The organism is Peptostreptococcus anaerobius VPI 4330 = DSM 2949, from assembly GCF_000381525.1.
Taxonomy (GTDB): Bacteria; Bacillota; Clostridia; order Peptostreptococcales; family Peptostreptococcaceae; genus Peptostreptococcus; species Peptostreptococcus anaerobius.
Genome location: NZ_KB906605.1, coordinates 1 through 18,169 on the forward strand (window position 1 = coordinate 1; position 18,169 = coordinate 18,169).

General features: G+C 36.4%; 16 protein-coding genes and 2 riboswitches. Of the genes, 1 reads left to right on the plus strand and 15 read right to left on the minus strand.

Going from position 1 to position 18,169, the window contains the following annotated elements:
- Nucleotides 1-366 precede the first annotated feature (366 nt).
- The 15 genes from brnQ to F823_RS0100075 all read right to left on the minus strand — a co-directional run bounded on the left by brnQ (nt 367) and on the right by F823_RS0100075 (nt 16,929).
- A complete protein-coding gene (brnQ, locus tag F823_RS0100005; RefSeq protein ID WP_002845536.1) occupies nt 367-1,662 on the minus strand; it encodes a branched-chain amino acid transport system II carrier protein in 1,296 nt (431 codons plus the stop codon).
- Between the two features lie 700 nt (nt 1,663-2,362).
- Entirely contained in the window at nt 2,363-4,342 is a 1,980-nt protein-coding gene (locus tag F823_RS0100010) for a C39 family peptidase (protein ID WP_002845537.1), read from the minus strand.
- Nucleotides 4,343-4,406: 64 nt separating this feature from the next.
- Entirely contained in the window at nt 4,407-4,844 is a 438-nt protein-coding gene (locus F823_RS0100015; RefSeq protein ID WP_019595218.1) for an RrF2 family transcriptional regulator, read from the minus strand.
- Between the two features lie 276 nt (nt 4,845-5,120).
- Nucleotides 5,121-6,431 (minus strand): phosphomethylpyrimidine synthase ThiC, encoded by a 1,311-nt coding sequence (gene thiC / locus F823_RS0100020; RefSeq protein WP_002845541.1) that lies wholly within the window; start codon nt 6,429-6,431, stop codon nt 5,121-5,123.
- Between the two features lie 119 nt (nt 6,432-6,550).
- Nucleotides 6,551-7,180: a thiamine phosphate synthase gene (gene thiE, locus F823_RS0100025; RefSeq protein ID WP_002845544.1), complete on the minus strand. Its 630-nt coding sequence runs from the start codon at nt 7,178-7,180 to the stop codon at nt 6,551-6,553.
- 48 nt (nt 7,181-7,228) lie between these two features.
- Nucleotides 7,229-8,059: a bifunctional hydroxymethylpyrimidine kinase/phosphomethylpyrimidine kinase gene (gene thiD / locus F823_RS0100030; RefSeq protein WP_002844022.1), complete on the minus strand. Its 831-nt coding sequence runs from the start codon at nt 8,057-8,059 to the stop codon at nt 7,229-7,231.
- Nucleotides 8,060-8,165: 106 nt separating this feature from the next.
- A riboswitch (TPP riboswitch) is annotated at nt 8,166-8,271 on the minus strand.
- Nucleotides 8,272-8,397: 126 nt separating this feature from the next.
- Nucleotides 8,398-9,324 (minus strand): AEC family transporter, encoded by a 927-nt coding sequence (locus tag F823_RS0100035; RefSeq protein ID WP_002844008.1) that lies wholly within the window; start codon nt 9,322-9,324, stop codon nt 8,398-8,400.
- Between the two features lie 108 nt (nt 9,325-9,432).
- On the minus strand, nt 9,433-10,017 hold the full coding sequence (locus tag F823_RS0100040) for an ATP-binding cassette domain-containing protein (protein ID WP_002843990.1): 585 nt from the start codon (nt 10,015-10,017) through the stop codon (nt 9,433-9,435).
- 40 nt (nt 10,018-10,057) lie between these two features.
- A complete protein-coding gene (locus tag F823_RS0100045) occupies nt 10,058-10,846 on the minus strand; it encodes an ABC transporter permease (protein ID WP_002845546.1) in 789 nt (262 codons plus the stop codon).
- Nucleotides 10,818-11,816, minus strand: coding sequence for an ABC transporter substrate-binding protein (locus tag F823_RS0100050; protein ID WP_002845547.1), 999 nt, complete (start codon nt 11,814-11,816; stop codon nt 10,818-10,820). Before F823_RS0100050 ends, F823_RS0100045 begins: the two co-directional genes overlap by 29 nt.
- 171 nt (nt 11,817-11,987) lie before the next feature.
- Complete coding sequence (ahpC, locus tag F823_RS0100055; protein WP_002843996.1) at nt 11,988-12,551, minus strand: alkyl hydroperoxide reductase subunit C; 564 nt, start codon at nt 12,549-12,551, stop codon at nt 11,988-11,990.
- 168 nt (nt 12,552-12,719) lie between these two features.
- Entirely contained in the window at nt 12,720-14,174 is a 1,455-nt protein-coding gene (locus F823_RS0100060; RefSeq protein ID WP_242831483.1) for a PH domain-containing protein, read from the minus strand.
- A 69-nt stretch (nt 14,175-14,243) separates the two neighbouring features.
- On the minus strand, nt 14,244-14,636 hold the full coding sequence (locus F823_RS0100065) for a GntR family transcriptional regulator (protein WP_002843974.1): 393 nt from the start codon (nt 14,634-14,636) through the stop codon (nt 14,244-14,246).
- Between the two features lie 370 nt (nt 14,637-15,006).
- Nucleotides 15,007-15,579, minus strand: a complete 573-nt coding sequence (locus tag F823_RS0100070; protein WP_002844015.1) for a xanthine phosphoribosyltransferase — start codon at nt 15,577-15,579, stop codon at nt 15,007-15,009.
- Between the two features lie 21 nt (nt 15,580-15,600).
- Nucleotides 15,601-16,929, minus strand: a complete 1,329-nt coding sequence (locus F823_RS0100075; protein ID WP_002845551.1) for a nucleobase:cation symporter-2 family protein — start codon at nt 16,927-16,929, stop codon at nt 15,601-15,603.
- Between the two features lie 67 nt (nt 16,930-16,996).
- Nucleotides 16,997-17,093, minus strand: a riboswitch (purine riboswitch).
- Nucleotides 17,094-17,448: 355 nt separating this feature from the next.
- On the opposite strand from F823_RS0100075, the gene F823_RS0100080 reads away from it, so the two are divergent.
- Nucleotides 17,449-18,159 carry a YwaF family protein gene (locus F823_RS0100080; RefSeq protein ID WP_002843978.1) on the plus strand — a complete coding sequence of 237 codons (711 nt, stop codon included), beginning with the start codon at nt 17,449-17,451 and terminating at the stop codon, nt 18,157-18,159.
- The last annotated feature ends 10 nt before the right edge of the window (nt 18,160-18,169 follow it).

Consider the following 18,169-nt stretch of genomic DNA (forward strand, 5'->3'; position numbering starts at 1 on the left):
GACTTCTCACAGTTCGTTGTTACTAGGTTTTCCCTCTGTGAGACCTCACGGGATAAGTCGTCAGTCTTTCCTCGTCTACCTGCCTAATTTACTTACATAAGTTACGTTTGCCTTTTGGACTTCGTGACTTTGGGCCCACTCATCCTTTATGTAAGCCTTTATATTAGGTTTCTGTACGTCAGGCTACGATTTTGCTATTGCTTCTTCTCGCCATCACCTCACGGTGATAACCTTGCAAGTTGCTATGAGGTTCGTCGGCAACTACGCCCTACGTGGACTTTCACCACAGACTGACGGCATGCCCGTCATACCCAAAAAAAGAAGCCCACAGTATATAACTGAGGGCTTGTATCTTCTATTATTTTATTAAATAAACTCGGCTGCCTTTACCTTTGAAGGTATAAATTTACCTATAACACCACCTATGATAGCTGGTACTACCCAGTTGAATCCTAGGAATCCAAGTGGTAGGTTGTTTACAGGTGCTAGTGATGGTATACTTGCTGATAATAGTGTAAGAGCACTTGTTATCACAGTAAATAGTACAGACACCTTGTAGATGTTGTCGTTCTTGATCTTGTCATTGAAGAATGCAAGAACTATTAGAACTATTGTTGGTGGGTATACTATTGCAAGTATTGGGCTTGCTACCTTTACTAGTCCAGATACACCTAGTGTAGCTGCTGCTGTAGAGAATAAACAAACAAATAGTACAACTCTTTCATAAGTTACCTTTCTACCTGATAATTCTGATAGGTAGTCAGCTGTGGCTGATGTAAGACCTATTGAAGTTGTCAAACAAGCAAGTGACACTGCTATTGCAAGTATTGTCTTACCTGTGTTACCTAGAAGAGCTTTAGTAATATTAACTATTACCTTAGCAGCCTGTACATCTTGGTTGTATACTGTAGATACTGTAGCACCTAAGTAAGTAAGTCCACCGTATATTAATGCTAGACCAACACAAGCAACTATACCAGCCTTTATAAGAACTGAAACCTGATGTTTAGCATCTGTGTAACCCTTGTTTATAAGAGTTAATATTAGAACTGAACCAACTGCTATTGATACGAAACAGTCCATTGTCTGGTAACCATCCGCTACACCTCTAGCGAACACCTGGTTAATCATTGGAGCAGAGTTTATTGGTCCAACTGGTGTTATAATACCTTTTACTATGATTACAGAAAGTGCGATTATAAGGAATGGTGTAAGTACCTGACCTATAATGTCTATAACTTTTGATGGTCTTACCGTTAAGAAGTAAGTAAGTGTAAAGAATATCACTACAACAAGTAAGATTGGAACACCTTCACCAAATAGTGGCTGGATGCCCATTTCGAAAGTAGTAGCACCAGTTCTAGGTATTATTAGAAGTGGTCCAACACACATTATATCTGCGAAACTTAGTAAAATTGCTGGGACCTTGCCAATTCTCTCAAACAATGACATAATCTTACCATTACATAGAGCTATAGCTATAACTGCTAGTAATGCTAGACCAGCATCAGCAAATGTGAATCCTGCGAACCCTATCATCCACTGTGGTCCTGATATAATTCCTAAATATGGTGGAAATATTAGATTTCCTGCTCCGAAGAACATAGCGAATAGTGCAAAACCAAAGGTTAGGATGTCCTTAATGCTTCCATTTTTTTCCATTTTGAAATTCTCCCTTCATATTACCTTTAAACACAAAAAATACAAAAAATATTATTTCATTAAAATATAAGTTTGACTTATTTTTTAATCCATGTTTTTATTATAATTTTGCTTTATAAAGTTGTCAAGCTACTTTTTATAGTAGAACTTTTTTTTGTTAATCTTATGCTTTTTAAGAAATTATGGGATTTTATTTACTTAATAAGGTCTTTAATCATTCTTACATACGTTTTCATAGAATTATCACCTTATCAATCTATACATTTTGTTATTTACTTAATTAATCTTTGTTGAATGTCAACTTGAAAACAATGTGAAAACGTTATCGAAACACCCTGTGTTTATTGATTTAACTTATAGTTGCAACTTATTATGCAATTATAGAAATATTTCAATTGTTATAAAAATAACGCTAGAATTACTAATATATATTATATGTTTTTTAGTGTTTCTTTTATCTTTTCCAGTTAAAAACCAAAAAAAGTATTCTTTAGTTTAGTATATTTAATTTTATTTCTGGCAATACAATAAATCAAAAAACTATTTACAATGTATAATACTATAAATACAATCAAAAAAAGGGCTAACTAATATTCAGCCAACCCTTTATTAAGCGATTTTACAACAATATTTGAATTATGCTAACTACTAATTTATTTTTAAAAAACTTGTAACTAGGCATAAGACTAATAATTGTTAATTATTCTATATCTTGTATTATGCTTGGATCCGAACTGTCTCCATCCCCACCAGAGCTTTGTTTTTTATCTTCATTATCTCCAGTTGAGTCTCCACCTCTTGACATAGAATTTGAGACATCTTCATCAGATGATTTTATCCTACTAACCCCCCAAATCTTTCTTAGGTAGTTTTTAAGCTCATCAAATGACCAAGCCTTATTTGTATTTACAATACTGTTAGGATCATTAATCAAAAAGTCTCCATCTGAATTATAGCCCTTTATTACAATTATATGCCCTCTAGTAGAAAATAGACCTGGATTTAAACTTGCTATCAATACATGACCACCATCAAGAGATTTCTTCATTTTGGCCTCTACTGGTAATACATCAACGGATTGTAGGTCAAACTTCTTTATACCGTCTTCAAACAACTTCCAGCTTGTAGTATTTGTATTTGATACATAATTGTTATCCTGACTATACTTGGCTATATCATATGGGTTTACAGCGGACTTAGAATCAAAATGTCTGATAACCATGGCCAAAGATGTAGGACCACAGCCTGATAGACCTATCATTTCGCTTCCGTAATTCCTATACCCCCATCTTCTATCCCATTGTAAGAACAGAGGTACTTCTCCATCTACATGATAGCTTGATGTAACATTCTTGGCAAGTTTTCTAGCATTATATTTTTCCTTGTCCTTGTAACTATATACATAATCAACTGTCTCATTATTTCTTAAAAGTAGATCTATTAAATCTTCAGGATAAGAACCTATATTCTCAATTATATACTCAAGTCTCTTAGCTTCGTCATAATTGAGTTTAGACTTGATATTTTCAAGCTTTTTCTTCTTATCTTCAAGGCTCACTTTCTTTTGAGTAGTTTTAGGACTAGTCTTTTCCTTAGCCTTATCCTTAGTTTTACTTGTTTCAACCTTAGTAATAGGATTTTCTCTCTTGTAAGTCATATATTTATCTGCAGCTGCAGCTATAAATATACCTATCAAGGCAAGAAGGATAAGCAAGGTAACTATTCTCTTAACATTTAGCTTACTTGATTTATCTTGTCTTCCCCTCTTGTATACCTCAGCCCTAGATGTACCCGCATTGCCAATAGACTGGTTAACTCTCCTAATTGCTTCTTGCTCCTGTCTCTTGGCCTTTCTGGACCTCCTGCTCTCTTTTTTGTCCCTAGCCTCCTCAGCCTTCTTACGTCTCATTATCTCTTCAACAGCGGACTCCTGAGCCCTTACTTCATCCCTGTAATAGTCTTCCTCAGGTTCTACTTTTTCTAGGTCAAACCTAAAGTCCTCAAGATTTATCTTCTTAGTCTTATTTTTTAAATCTTCTATACTATAACTATTATTAGGTTCTTCTATACTAGTTCTTTCAAAATCAGAGTACTCTTTAAATATTTCGACATCTGACTTGTCCATAGAGACCCTTTCTTTGGCCTGTATTTTTACAACCTCAGGATCATTATTAAAGTCATCAATCAAGACCTTTTCTTCTTCACTTGAACTAGCCTTCCTCCTAAGCTCATTTAGGATTTCATCCAGGCTCATATTTTTAGTGTCTTCCATTGTGGATTGCTTTGACGCCCTTTTTTCTCTTTTTAATTTTTCAAGACTTAGCTCCCTATCCAGCTCTGGTGTCTTTCTTTTTGAAACAACAGGACTAGACTTTTGCATAGCCAAGCGCCTCTGGTTTTTTATTGATTTTTTTCTCTCCTGTGCATTCAGTTCCGCTTCTTCATGACTGACCTCTCTTACAGTCGACTTTATATGGTCGTCTATAGACTTTACGGTCTTTTGTACTTCTATTGGCTCACCATTTTCATCCAAGCTAGTATTTGACAAATTCATGCTATTGTTGTAGAATGCATCTTTTTTCTTTTCTATATCTTCATATATATTGGCATACTTATTATTTAGTTTTGAATTACCCTTAAAAGTATACTTAGTCTCAAATTTCGATTTTTTTGAAGCCATACTTGCCTCCTTTCACTCTACTCATAACCTATAATACCATAATTTTTTTTATTTGTACATTCTACTAGTCGCCCTGCTCAAGCCTTCTGTCTCTTATTTCCTCTAACTTGCCATCTATATCTCCAAGGCTTATTTTCTCAAGCAAAAATACAACTTCTTCATTTAGGTAGGCAAACAAATTGTCTACATACTCAGACATACCACTAGCATATATACACTCTGAATCTATATCTCCTGAATGCCATTTAGACTCCACTATTGGTTGACCTATCGCATCATATATCTGCTTAAGATTTATATTTTTTCCATTTTCAACAATTTGGTATCCACCATTGACACCAGCTTTGGTCTCTACTAGATTAGCCCTCTTGCACTTTGCCATCACCTTCCTAATCCTTGCCGGGTTGGTACATAGGTTGTTGGCTAAGGCCTCACTTGACCAAGACTTAAAATCATGGGCCAAAAGACACAGTGCATGAATAGCTATTATAAATTCACTCATTCAGTTCACTTCCTATTAAATTCTATAACAAATTTCTTTACTAATACTAAATACATTCTCTCCATCATATTATACCACACTATCTAGCAATTAAAAACATTCCATCAAAAAAGAACCCATAATAAGTCTATTTCTGCCTAGGTTAGGTATTTATATCTAGTCCTAGTATCAAGCATAGGTTATTCGGGCCCTTTTCTGGTTTATTTGCATAAAATGGTATTGGTTTACTTGCCCCTCATGGTATGAGGTCTATTACACCTTTTAAGGTCTATTTAGTTAATTATCGTCTCTAAGTATGTTTAGGTCCTCTCCAGACATTATCTTCTTCATTGTCCTCATTGAACACATCTTACCACACATAGTGCAAGTGTCATGGTGCTCAGGAGTAGACTCTTCTCTATATCTTCTAGCCTTTTCTTTATCAATAGCCAAATCAAACATGGCATCCCAATCTATATCTGCTCTTGCCTTTGCCATCTTGTTGTCCCAATCTCTTGAATGAGGAACCTTCTTGGCAATATCTGCAGCATGGGCAGCTATCTTAGTAGCTATTATACCCTCTTTCATATCTTCTAGGTTTGGTAGTCTTAGGTGTTCTGCTGGTGTTACATAGCATAGGAAGTCTACACCTGCAGCGGCTGCAATAGCCCCACCTATAGCTGATGTGATATGGTCATAGCCTGGTGCAACATCTGTTACAATTGGTCCTAGGACATAGAATGGTGCGTTGTGGCATAGTCTCTTTTCAAGCTTAACATTAGCTTCTATCTCGTCAATTGCCATATGACCAGGTCCCTCTATCATAACCTGTACATTCTTCTCCCAAGCCCTTAGAGCAAGTTCTCCAAGAGTTGTAAGCTCCTTAATCTGGCAAGCATCTGTAGAATCATCTAGACATCCTGGTCTCAATGCATCACCAAGGCTAAGTGTAAGGTCGTACTCCTGGCATATGTCTAGCAATTCATCATATCTTTCAAAGAATGGGTTCTCTGCGTTGTTTAGCTCCATCCATGCATACATCAAAGAACCACCCCTAGAAACTATGTTAGTTATTCTCTTGTTTCTCTTGAATACATCCATAGCTTCCCTGTTCATGCCAGCGTGGATAGTTACAAAGTCAACACCGTCTTTTGCGTGCTTTCTTACAACATCCAAGAATTCATCAGCTGTTATGTCCTTTAGTTCCTTATCATAAAAACCTATAGCATCATACACAGGTACAGTACCTATCATAGCAGATGACATAGCTATTAACTTCTGTCTGAACTCTTCTGTCTTACCAAAAGAAGATAGGTCCATTATTGCTTCAGCCTCCATTTCTATAGCTTTTTTAACCTTTTCAAGTTCCTTGTCTACATCTGGACAGTCTCTTGATATACCAAGGTTAACATTTATTTTTGTGCTTAGACCAAGACCAACACCTTCTGCAAGTAGACTCTTGTGGTTTTTATTTGCAGGTATAGCTATTTCTCCCTTGGCTACCCTTTGCATCAATAGCTGTGGATCCATATGCTCCTTTTCAGCTACTCTCTTCATCTGTTCAGTTAATATTCCCTTTTTTGCTGCATCAATCTGTGTAGTATACATTGTATCCTCCTAAAATTTAAATCAATATTGTTTTCTTTATATTTAATTAATTATTGCCAATCACTATAAATAGGTTGATATTACTTCTCGCTAATAAGTTTTATATAGCAAGCAAGCGACTACCTATTGTTAATCTTATCAAAAATCTGCCTAGACCTAGCCTCACAATCATCACTTGCAAGTATGTCCGATATTATACAGACCCCATCCATATCATAGGACCTGATCTTATCCACATTATCAAGACCTAGTCCACCGATTGCATATTTCTTTATTCTGACTCTTTCAAGTATCATATCTAGCTGAGACCTGTCTAGGAGCACTGCGTCCTTTTTAGACGGTGTCGGAAAAAATGCTCCCACACCAATATAGTCAGCTCCTGCCTCCTGAGCATCAAGGGCTTGGTCAATGGTCTTGGCTGTTATACCTATTATCTTGTCTGGACCTAATATCTCTTTGGCTACCTCAATAGGCATATCCGTCTGACCTAGGTGGACCCCGTCAGCACCTATGGCCTGGGCTATATCCAACCTGTCATTTACTAGTAGGGTCACCCCATAGTCTTGGCATAGCTTTTTGAGTTTTAGACCCTTTTGGTAAAAGTCTCTAGTAGATAGGTTTTTCTCCCTTAGCTGAACTATGGATACTCCACCCCTTATGGCAGCCTCTACCGATTCAAAAAAGTCCTTGCCCCTACAAGCAGCCTCATCTGTTACAAGGTATAATATTTTATCACCTATATTTGCCATATTTTATCATCTCCAATATTCTAGTTGTTACAAACAATCTCTAGGACCCTAGTCGCCCTTTATCATATCTAATTTATCGTATATATCCCCCATAGGATTGGTAGGACCTGCCCCCCTGCCTATATCTAGTGAATGTTCAATAGCCTTGGTTATAAAGTCTTTGGCCAATGACACAGCTTCCTTTAATTGGTAGCCTAGTCCTAGATAGGCGGCAATGGCAGAAGATAGGGTACAGCCAGTCCCATGGGTATTTTTTGTATCTATCCTTTTGTTTTTGTAGTATATTAAATTGTCTCCATACAAGAGTAGGTCACAGGCATCGTCCTCTAGGTGGCCTCCCTTGATCAGGACTGCCTTATTGGTATGATTTAGAATTTTTCTACCTACATAGACCATATCATCCGTATTCTTTATTGAATAATCTTCATCCGGTTCCAATATAGATGCTATTGCAATAGCCTCATGGATATTGGGTGTAACAAGGTCAGCGATTTTAAATAACTTCTCTATCATAGCACTCTTGGCCATTTGGTCTATCAGGTCATATCCTGAAGTAGATATCATGACTGGGTCTAGGACAATATTCTTGGCACCATACTTGGTCAAACCCTCGTAAACACTGTCTATAATAGAGCTCTCAGACAGCATACCAATCTTTACTGCATCTACTTCTATATCAGAAAATACAGCACTCATTTGGGAAGAAACCATACTTGGAGATACATTTTCCACACAAGTCACTCCCATGGTATTTTGTGCTGTAATCGCCGTAATAACGCTCATACCGTAAGTCCTACAAGCAGAAAAAGTCTTCAAATCTGTTTGTATACCTGCGCCACCTGATGAATCAGAACCAGCTATTGTGAGTATTTTTCTCATAGTCTCCTCCTTATTTTTTTGACAAGATCAAAGATGATATCCGACTGAAACTAGACTTATAATCAATAAAATCATATAAAAAAGCACCTACCCGTCTGATAGATGCTTGGAAAGTTCTACAAATTCCTACGCTGGCATTATCCAGATCAGGTCAAAGGTCAAGGCTCAATATCCTTATCTCAGCCGATTTATCAGCTCCCTATAGATATATAGTTGTCTGTCTACGTTTATATAGTACCATAGTAAGAAAAGTATTTCAATGATTTTTATAAACAAAGTGTTTTTTATAAACAAATAGTATAAAAGGGCAAGACCATACAATCTCACCCTCAATATCACTAAAGCATACCAGCTAGAACCGGTACTGTAATTATACTTATTATTGTTGTTATAAAGACGCACTTAGACGAGAATTCTATACTCGTGTTATACCTCTCAGCCATTATAGTAGTAAAGGCTGGTGCTGGTAGTACAGCTGTAAAATATAGGATTGCTAGCGGCAAATCCTTGTTGGCATTTATGCCCAAGCCCTTGTAGGCAAGTAGCATGATGATCGGTATAATCACCATTCTTATGGCAGTTAACCTATATACTTCACCATCTGTAAACATGTTTCTAACATCATACCTAGACAGGGATAGACCTACTACTATCATTGATAGGGGCACTGTCAAGTTAGACACATATGTTATCAAAGTTACAATAGGCTTTGGTATTGCTATTTGAGTAAAGAATATTATCAGACCAATCACTACAGCTATATTCTGCTTTGTGATTATAATATTCCTCAATCTCACATGTTCATCTTTTCCGTAATTCAAGTTTGTCATCTTAACGCCTATCGAGAATATAAGTATATTCTGTACTATATTACCCATAGCCATCAAGAATAGACCGTCATTTCCGTATAATGCATACATTAGAGGATATCCAATAAAGGCATTATTGGAAAATACTAGGGCAAATATCCAACTTCCCTGCTTTAACTTGTCTACCTTTAGGATCTTGGACAGGCCATAAGAAATACCTGTCATAACCAAGTGGAAAATTAAGATACATAGACATACCTTGATAGTATCACCTATCAACCTCTGGCTAAATGGCCTAATCAAAGACACAACTATCGTACATGGGATACTTACATCGATTAGAATATTTGTGATGTCATTAATAGACGAGTGGGCAACAATCTTCTTTGTCCCCATTATAAATCCCAGGAATAATAGCATGAATAATATTAAAACATTAATAAAAATTACCTGCACATTATCATCTCCTTAAAAAAAATACCTTGTTAGTATACCACATATCCCAATAGGATTCTAGGTCAAAAACAAGGTTTTAGCAAAGTTTAAGAATAATCAAGATTATTGTTAGTCCATGCACTTTAGGAATACATTATCCTTTAATTTTTTTCTAAAATACCTATATTCACTTTCATCATGACTGACGATAATGGCACTTTTTGTCTTGTCTATTATATAGTCCATGACTATTTTCTTGTTATTTTCGTCTAGCCCCTTAAAGGGTTCGTCCATTATAAAAATATCAGACTCATAAAGCGATGCCCTCAAAATTGCTACCCTTCTCTTTTGTCCACCACTCAAGTCTCTTACCCTCTTTCTGATGGACATATCCAGTCCAATTTTTTGCATTTCACTTTTTAGGTCATTTTCAGAAATTGAGTCATTTACCAGTTTTATGTTGTTGTAGATACTCATATTCTCAAGAAGACTATCAGCTTGACCAACATAGGATACCCTTGAGCTTGATATAGGAGTCACGCTGCCAGCCTCGTAGCCTTCTAGTCCCATTATAATCCTAATAAGACTTGTCTTGCCACAACCAGATGGCCCCATCAAAAAGTTGATTTTGCCTCCATAAAACACATGGCTAAATCCATCAAAAACAGTATAGTCCTTGTATCTTTTACATAGGTTATTTACCTCTATATCCATAGTCACATCCCTTTCAATAGTAATTTGCAATTAAATATACCTAAAGTTCCAAGCTCTCAAATATACATCCTAATACCTTCATAAAGACCCACTTAAATAATAGACTTAGAAGTATTATAGTGATAGTCCATGCAAATAGCTGGCTAGTGTTTAAATATATCTTTGACTCGTACAATTTCTCACCTATGGTATTGGTTGGCATACCTATGACTTCCGCTGCTATACCGGACTTCCAGCAAAAACCTAGACCAACCTCGCACGCTGCCCTAATAGATGTCTCTATCCGTGAAAAATATATATACCTAATCTTCTTGTAGGTGCTGACCTTGTATCCCCTAGCAAGGTCCAATATTTCCCTATCAATAGAAGATAGACCACCATATACATTCCTATAAAATATCGGACTCACCATCAAAAAAGACACCAGTACAGATAGGTTTGAGGGCTTGATCCATATAAGAAATATTATTATAAACGACACTACAGGAACAGTCTGGATAGTCAAGATCAGGGGTTCAAGTAGAATCTTTATAGTCCTTGACCTATAAGACATAATTGCAAGGCCAGTCCCCAGGACAAACCCTAAAAATAGGCCTAAAAAGACCCTTACAAATGAGTTAAATATCGACTGCCAAAACGATATATCAGCAGCCATCACAAACATAGTCTTTACAGCCAAAAGAGGAGACACCAATAGTATCTCCTGATCGACAACCATACTTAGAATCTGCCATACCAATAGCCAGAATATAAGCGACAAGGTATACTTTATGAACTTGTCATGCCTCTTATCAAGCACCTTATTTCTGAATATAGTAGAAATCTTCACCTGGCAACTTTCCTCCTACAGATTTTGGGTTAGCATCAAAAAGCACCTTTAGGTACTTGTCCATGCTAGTCTTCATTTCCTGTCCGTCTATATATTTGATATTGCATTTTGGGATGGCAAGCTTGGCAATTGGACCCGGTACGATCTTTTTGTCACCAATAAGCTTCGACGCATCCTCTATGTTAGTATTCGTATATTCAATAGAAGCCTTGTACTTCTTTAGGAAGTCTCCTATCTTTTCAGGGTGATCCTTAATAAAGTCCTTCTTGGCAACTACGACACCAGTTACAAGGTTAGACTTGCCACCGTTGATCTTATCCCATTCCTTAGTCATATCAAGGGCTATATTTAAGTCCTTATTTTTTGCCTTGGCAACACTTACAAAAGGCTCCGGCAACATAGCTATTCCATTTGGATCATTGACTAGGGCTGCTAGGGCCTCAGTGTGTTCAGTCTTATAGACTATATTTAGGTCCTTGGCTGGATCTATCTTGTTAGACTTTAGGATATAGTTCAATACATACTCTGGACTAGCCCCCTTACCACTAGTGTAGATAGTCTTACCCTTTAAATTAGATACATTCTTTATAGACTCATCCTTGGACACAATATATAGGACTCCAAGCGTGTTGATAGATAGGGTCTTTATGCCACCCTTTGTATTATTGTAGACAACAGATGCTAGGTTGGCTGGCACTGCTGCTATATCAACCTCACCCTTCACAAGTTTTGGAGTTATTTCATCAACAGAATTGGCAATGGTAAATTCATATGCCTTGTCCTTACTAGTCTCCTCATCCTTGATAAACTTGACCATGCCCATAGATGTAGGCCCCTTTAATGAAGCTACCCTAGCTACTACTGGTTCCTGACTTGGCTTAACCTCTTCCTTGGCAGACTTTTGACCACACGCCACAAGAGAGGTCATGACCATTATAACCGACAATATAAGCGATAATTTCTTTTTCATAATACACCTCCATATTTTATTACCTATTCTTATTTTCAATTATACTATTCATAGCTAGTATCTGCAATCATATATAAAAAACTGGTGCATATCTTTTAGACTCATGTGAGTTTTAGATAGCACCAGCTCCTCTTAAAAATTTATTATAATATTTTGTTGGTAAATCTTTTACTAGATCTTTCCTACTAGGTCTAGGCCTGGCTTTAGAGTTTCCTTACCCGGCTTCCACTTGGCTGGGCAAACCTGGTCTCCGTACTTAGTTACAAACTGAGCTGCCTGAACCTTTCTCAGTAGTTCACCTGCATCTCTACCAATTGGTGTGTCGTTGATTTCATAAGCCTTGATCACACCATCTGGGTCTACTACAAATGAACCCCTAAGTGCCTGACCCTTGCCTTCGATCATTACGTCAAAGGCTCTAGCTAGTATACCTGCAGGGTCTGCAAGCATTGGGTACTTGATCTTTGCTATTGATGGTGAAGCCTCTGCCCAAGCCTTGTGGACAAATTCTGTATCACAAGATACTGAGTATACTTCACAACCAGCTTTTACGAATTCCTCATAATTGTCAGCTAGGTCGCTTAGCTCTGTAGGGCAAACAAATGTGAAGTCTGCTGGATAGAATACAAATACAGACCACTTACCCTTTATTGATTCATTAGTTACTTCTTCTATGTTACCTGAATGAAAAGCATTTACCTTAAACTCAGGAACAGTCTTATTAATTAAACTCATACTATTACCTCCTTTTTAGTAATGATTACTGCTTTCTTTTATATACCCATTATATTTTTTCGTAATCATTTTTATTGAAATATTTAAATTAAATTTAATCCTGCTTTATAGAGTTTGCTTTGCTTACAGAACTATACTTAACTGTGGAGATATCCTTAACAAGACTGCTTATTTTTTTGATGATATATTATCGTATATTTTTTTGACATCTAAATCATCATCACTAGATATATAAACAAACCTATCCTTCAACTTAATTTTCAAAAGCGGCCTTTTACTGCTGTTTATATACAGCATTAGCTTGCCCTCTTTTTTGCCAAGGTAGTGTCCAATATCTATATCACCTATGCTGACACCATTTGTTCTGATTACAGAAGTATCCTTCAAGTCGTCAACAAGGCTCATCTCCTCTATATCAGAAAGATCAAAGCTTGTCTTGTAAAAAGACGAACTTACACTTACCCTATCACCATTCATAACTAGTTCTATATTATTTGAGCCACTTGTCAGACTAAAAACAAGTACCATAGACCCTACAAGTATTAGACCAAGACCTATATTTATGACCTTGGCAGACTTTTTAGCCATATTAAATGTAAGGTTAGTCGAGCTAAACCTGTCCTGGACCATCAATTTTTTGCTATCTGGATTATAGTAATATCCCTTCCTCCAATAATAATCATCGTCCACATACTCAATGTCTTTGGCTAGTCTTAGTATATCATCTCTCTTAGTATCTACAAGCTTGACAACATATATAGTGACTATACTTGTCATTGTCAAAATACCTATATATATTATAATATCAGAATTGTATATCCAACCCTTCATAGATATAGCCACCAGCATATATACATGGGTTACAAGGTTTAATACACCACCTATAAGCATGGCAAAAGACCAATACCACTTGTCTACCATGTTGGCCCTGTAGTTTATATCGGTGTTATCACAATAGACTATGTTAGCCTTTTTTGCATGCCACTTATGCAAGATATAATACGTTACAGCTATAAATAAGCCAAGTCCAAATATCAATACCAAGGTCATCCTAATATCATTTGCTCCTGTTAGGCTACTGGCATGAGTCATATCTTTAAATACCGACCTATAAATGAAGGACTTCATAAATATATCCAATACTATATAGGAAAATATCAATATAAAAGCTAAGTGTATGTTAGGATTTATGTACATCCTATGCACCATGGCTGAAACCCTAGTATCTACCTTCACTAGGTTCTTGGTATCAGAGTTAATCCAGCCCTTAGTCTCTTTCAAGGAATACATCGACCTCATTGCAGATGTAGAAAAAAACTGGCTATAGGCACATATGACCATAATCCATACCATAAACACCCTTATAAATATCTCGGTGTCATACCATATTAAGAAAATAGTGAAAACAACCCCAAACAAAACAATCTTGTTGAGAACCCTAAACCTCTTTTTGTACTTATCCACTAAAGACACAAGGTCTTGATCTTCAATAGATTCTTTTGGAACGTGCATACCAAGGATCATACCGTTCCTATAATCAAAAACCCCCTTTAAAGAATGCTTGATTGCAAAATAAACAATCAAATTACATATAGCAAATATTATAGTTAAAGCAATTTCCATATCCATACCTCCCCCTTAATTGAGTCAATAGTTTTGTCGATTTTCTTTTACTCTTCAACTTCTCCATAACTATACTCCTTCTGCACTAGCAAGCTTGAAATTGGAAAATGCATCTTCACACATCTTCATAAATTCTTCCTTGCTAAGGCCCTTGACACTAGCCTCAGCCGATAGTAACTCTAGCTCATCTTCTAGCTTGTCTTTGAAGTCAATATCAGCATACTGGTTTGTAGCTACAACGGCCCCCCTTCTTCTGTCAATCTCTATAAAACCTTCAGATTTCAAAATTTGGTAGGTCTTATTGACCGTCATAGTATTGACCCCAATGTCCTTTGCCATTTGCCTTACAGATGGTAATCCCTCGCCAAGCATAAGGTCTCCTCTGCCTATACCCATTACAATCTGGTTTCTCAGCTGAACATATATGGGTGTAGTCGAACTGGTATCAAGTGTAATTATCATAATTGTCCCTCCTAATCATTATTTTTGTCGTGTATGTATTATTATATATAATACTTAATTGTTACAATCATACGTCTATAGGCTCCTTAATTACTATAGCTATTCTAGTAGATATAAGTTTTATTGTTATACGTGTATTAGTTTGTATAATACTTAATTGTATTACTTATTATAATACTTAATTGAGAAAAAAGCAAGAAAAATATTTAAATAATGTATTTGATATCAACTTATCTGCATAAAAATAGCGAGGTAGCCGAAGCTGTCTCGCTAATAAAGTCTAACTTTTTATGTTTACATAATTTGTTGAATTTAGCATTTTTTATACTTTCTAAGACTTATGAATCAGCCCCAGTAAATTTCCTACTAACTATCTCTTAAATTTTACACTATCCTCAGTAAACTCTTCTATCATAGCCTGACTATATACATCATAACCCATCTCTCTGAACTTCTTACCTCCGTCCTGGAAAGATTTTTCGATTGCTATACCTATTCCCTTAACCTCAGCTCCAGCCTGGTCACACAAGCCAACTAGACCATGTAGAGCCTGTCCTGTAGCCAAAAAGTCATCTATTATTAGAACCTTGTCATCCTTAGTCAAGAAGTTTTTGTCTACCTTGATATCGTACTCTTTCTTCTTTGTATAAGATATCACCTTGCTTGAATATACATCATCTGCCAAAGTAAGTGACTGAGACTTCTTGGCAAATACAACTGGGCACTTAAAATATGTCGCTGCTGCAAATGCAACTGCTATTCCTGATACTTCTAGTGTAAGTATCTTGTTAATACCCTGTCCTTTAAAATGTTCATAATAGTCCTTTCCCATCTCCATAAATAATTCTGGATCTATCTGATGGTTTAGGAATTTGTCAACTTTTAATATGTTTCCTGGTAGGATTCTTCCGTCCCTCAAAATTCTTTCTTCTAATAACTTCATTTTCATTCCTCACTTAAAATATTAATTAGTTTTTCTCTTGTCTACCAATATGATATTTAGTATCAAGGCTGCCAAAGTACCTGTTGAAATACCTGAAGATAGGATCATCTTTAAGGCATTTGGTAGTCCCTGTAGTATTTCTGGCTTGACTGTAACACCTATACCTAGTGCAAAGGCAACAGATATTATCAATAACTCACGGTCTCCAAGATTTATTGATGATAAAGTCTTGATACCCTGTGCTGCAACAAGACCGAACATTATAACTCCAGCTCCACCTAGAACAGGTGATGGCATTACTGCTATTAGGGCACTCAACTTTGGAAATACACCTAGTATAGTAAGTATTATACCAGCAATTATCATTATATGTCTACTCGCAACTTTTGTAAGTGTAATCAATCCAACATTCTGCGAGAAGGCAGTGTTTGGCCCAGCACCTAACATACCTGATATCATAGAACCGATACCGTCGCAAAGTACACCGGCTGCTGCTCTATCTGAAGTGATTCTTTCATGTGATGCTTCACCTATAGCCATCATTATACCGACTGTACCAATTGTTGAAACAAGATAAGCTGGAACAAATGACAAGGTAGAAGCCATGTCAAAGTGGAAGCCATATCTTAATATGTTTGGTATAGCTATCCAATCAGCATTGGCTACTGAAGCAAGGTCTACCATTCCTAGAGGTATACACACTATATAACCGAATATCATACCTATAAATACCGCAGCAGTAGATAAGATTCCCTTTCCGAAGTGGTTTAAAAATAGGGTGAATAACATTATTACAAATGCAATAGTCAAGTTCTTCAATGAACCGTAGTCAGCAGAACCAACACCACCTGCTGCCCAGTCTATACTTACTGGTAGTAAAGTAATACCTATTAGAGATACAACTGTACCTGTGATTAGCGGTGGGAAAAACTTCATCAATGGCTTTATAAACCTACTCAAAATAATTTCTACAAGCGAACCTGTGATAGTAGCTGCTACTATACCAGCTATACCAAACTTGGCTCCTACACTGATTGACGGATTAACAAACGTAAAGTCCGTTCCCATCATCCCTGATACTCTCGATCCAACCGGACCTAGACCCCTTGACTGCAATATTGTTGTAAGTCCTGATGCGAATATTGTAGCACCTACCATTATAGTAGTCTGCTCTACACTCAACTTAAGGGCTGCACACACAACTAGTGGCACAGCAATTATACCTGCAAAAGCAGCTAGTATATGCTGTAGCGCCAATAATATTGATACACCTAGTGGTGGTACAGACTCAATAGAATACTTCAATTCTTCCATAGGTCTATCTGTAATGTTTTTTGTCTGATCTTCCATTTTACCTCCTAGATTCCCTCATAAAATATTTACCAATAAAAATAGGCTCCTAGCTACTATGAGTCAGAAGTCCACGTTTCTGACTCATAGTCCCTGATTAAGGTCAGGGGTAGAGACACTCCACCAAATTTGGAGCATATATGAGCCTATATTAACTTATAATAAACTATTATATACAAAAAAACGAAAATTGTCACCATAAAACACAAACATTATTCATGATTTTCAATTTAATATTGGTAAAATAATAAAAAATGGTACATATCTCCTACTACCTGAACCTAAAATATATTCATATCTAAATAATAGCTTTACTCGATTAAAAATATATGTTACACTAGAATATGTATTTAGGCTAGACGGAAAGTGACCCTCTAGCCAATATTTTCTTTAATTAATAAAGGAATTCTAATGCTTAAAGTAATACTATAGTCTAGTGGATTCGTATTAAAAAGTTAGACTATATATTAAAAAGATAATTATAGATAATTATAATAGTAGAAAAATAGGAGATTAGTTATGAATATGGAATATTTTTTTAGGGCAGTACAAGACCCAAACTTTTTCATGCCATCTTGGATGAAGATTTCAGTAACAGTAGGACTAATAGTAGTAATGCTACTAAGTCTATTTATAAAGAACAAGGAAAGAGCTATCAAGATAGGTCTATGCCTATCATTATGTCAGCAGTTTATACTCTACTCATGGTATATAGGTACAGGCTACCACCTTGCAACAGAAGGCCTACCCCTATTCCATTGTAGAATATGTATGCTTGGTCTAGCATTTGCCTACTTCGCAAAAAAGGAAAAGCTAGTCAACTACTTCGCTATTCTAGGGCTAATTTGTGGAAGTATGGCATGTATAGTAGTAGACCTTGATCACTTTGTATTCCCACACTGGACAAACTTCTCATATGTAGTAGGCCACTATCTACTAGTATTCAACGCATTTATGCTAGTTAGGGAAAGATCAAAAATACAGGTTAAGGACATCATCATCATAACACTAATAATGAACCTATTTATACTTGTAGCAGACCTTAGTCTAAAGGCAAACTATGGCTTCTTGATGAAACTACCTAGTTCACTTAGCTTCGTTCCTTTGACAGGAGTATCTGTAGGAGTATTTATAAGCCTACTGATGATACTTGTACTTGCAATATTTAACAAGGTACTTCCTTACAACAAGTTACTACTAGAAGACGAGGAAGAATATATCAGAGCATAGAGGAGAAACA

Coding starts and splice junctions, on each gene's coding strand:
- brnQ (WP_002845536.1), bottom strand. CDS start 1,662: ATGGAAAAAAATGGAAGCATTAAGGACATCCTAACCTTTGGTTTTGCA.
- F823_RS0100010 (WP_002845537.1), bottom strand. CDS start 4,342: ATGGCTTCAAAAAAATCGAAATTTGAGACTAAGTATACTTTTAAGGGT.
- F823_RS0100015 (WP_019595218.1), bottom strand. CDS start 4,844: ATGAGTGAATTTATAATAGCTATTCATGCACTGTGTCTTTTGGCCCAT.
- thiC (WP_002845541.1), bottom strand. CDS start 6,431: ATGTATACTACACAGATTGATGCAGCAAAAAAGGGAATATTAACTGAA.
- thiE (WP_002845544.1), bottom strand. CDS start 7,180: ATGGCAAATATAGGTGATAAAATATTATACCTTGTAACAGATGAGGCT.
- thiD (WP_002844022.1), bottom strand. CDS start 8,059: ATGAGAAAAATACTCACAATAGCTGGTTCTGATTCATCAGGTGGCGCA.
- F823_RS0100040 (WP_002843990.1), bottom strand. CDS start 10,017: ATGGATATAGAGGTAAATAACCTATGTAAAAGATACAAGGACTATACT.
- F823_RS0100050 (WP_002845547.1), bottom strand. CDS start 11,816: ATGAAAAAGAAATTATCGCTTATATTGTCGGTTATAATGGTCATGACC.
- ahpC (WP_002843996.1), bottom strand. CDS start 12,551: ATGAGTTTAATTAATAAGACTGTTCCTGAGTTTAAGGTAAATGCTTTT.
- F823_RS0100060 (WP_242831483.1), bottom strand. CDS start 14,174: ATGGAAATTGCTTTAACTATAATATTTGCTATATGTAATTTGATTGTT.
- F823_RS0100065 (WP_002843974.1), bottom strand. CDS start 14,636: ATGATAATTACACTTGATACCAGTTCGACTACACCCATATATGTTCAG.
- F823_RS0100070 (WP_002844015.1), bottom strand. CDS start 15,579: ATGAAGTTATTAGAAGAAAGAATTTTGAGGGACGGAAGAATCCTACCA.
- F823_RS0100075 (WP_002845551.1), bottom strand. CDS start 16,929: ATGGAAGATCAGACAAAAAACATTACAGATAGACCTATGGAAGAATTG.
- F823_RS0100080 (WP_002843978.1), top strand. CDS start 17,449: ATGAATATGGAATATTTTTTTAGGGCAGTACAAGACCCAAACTTTTTC.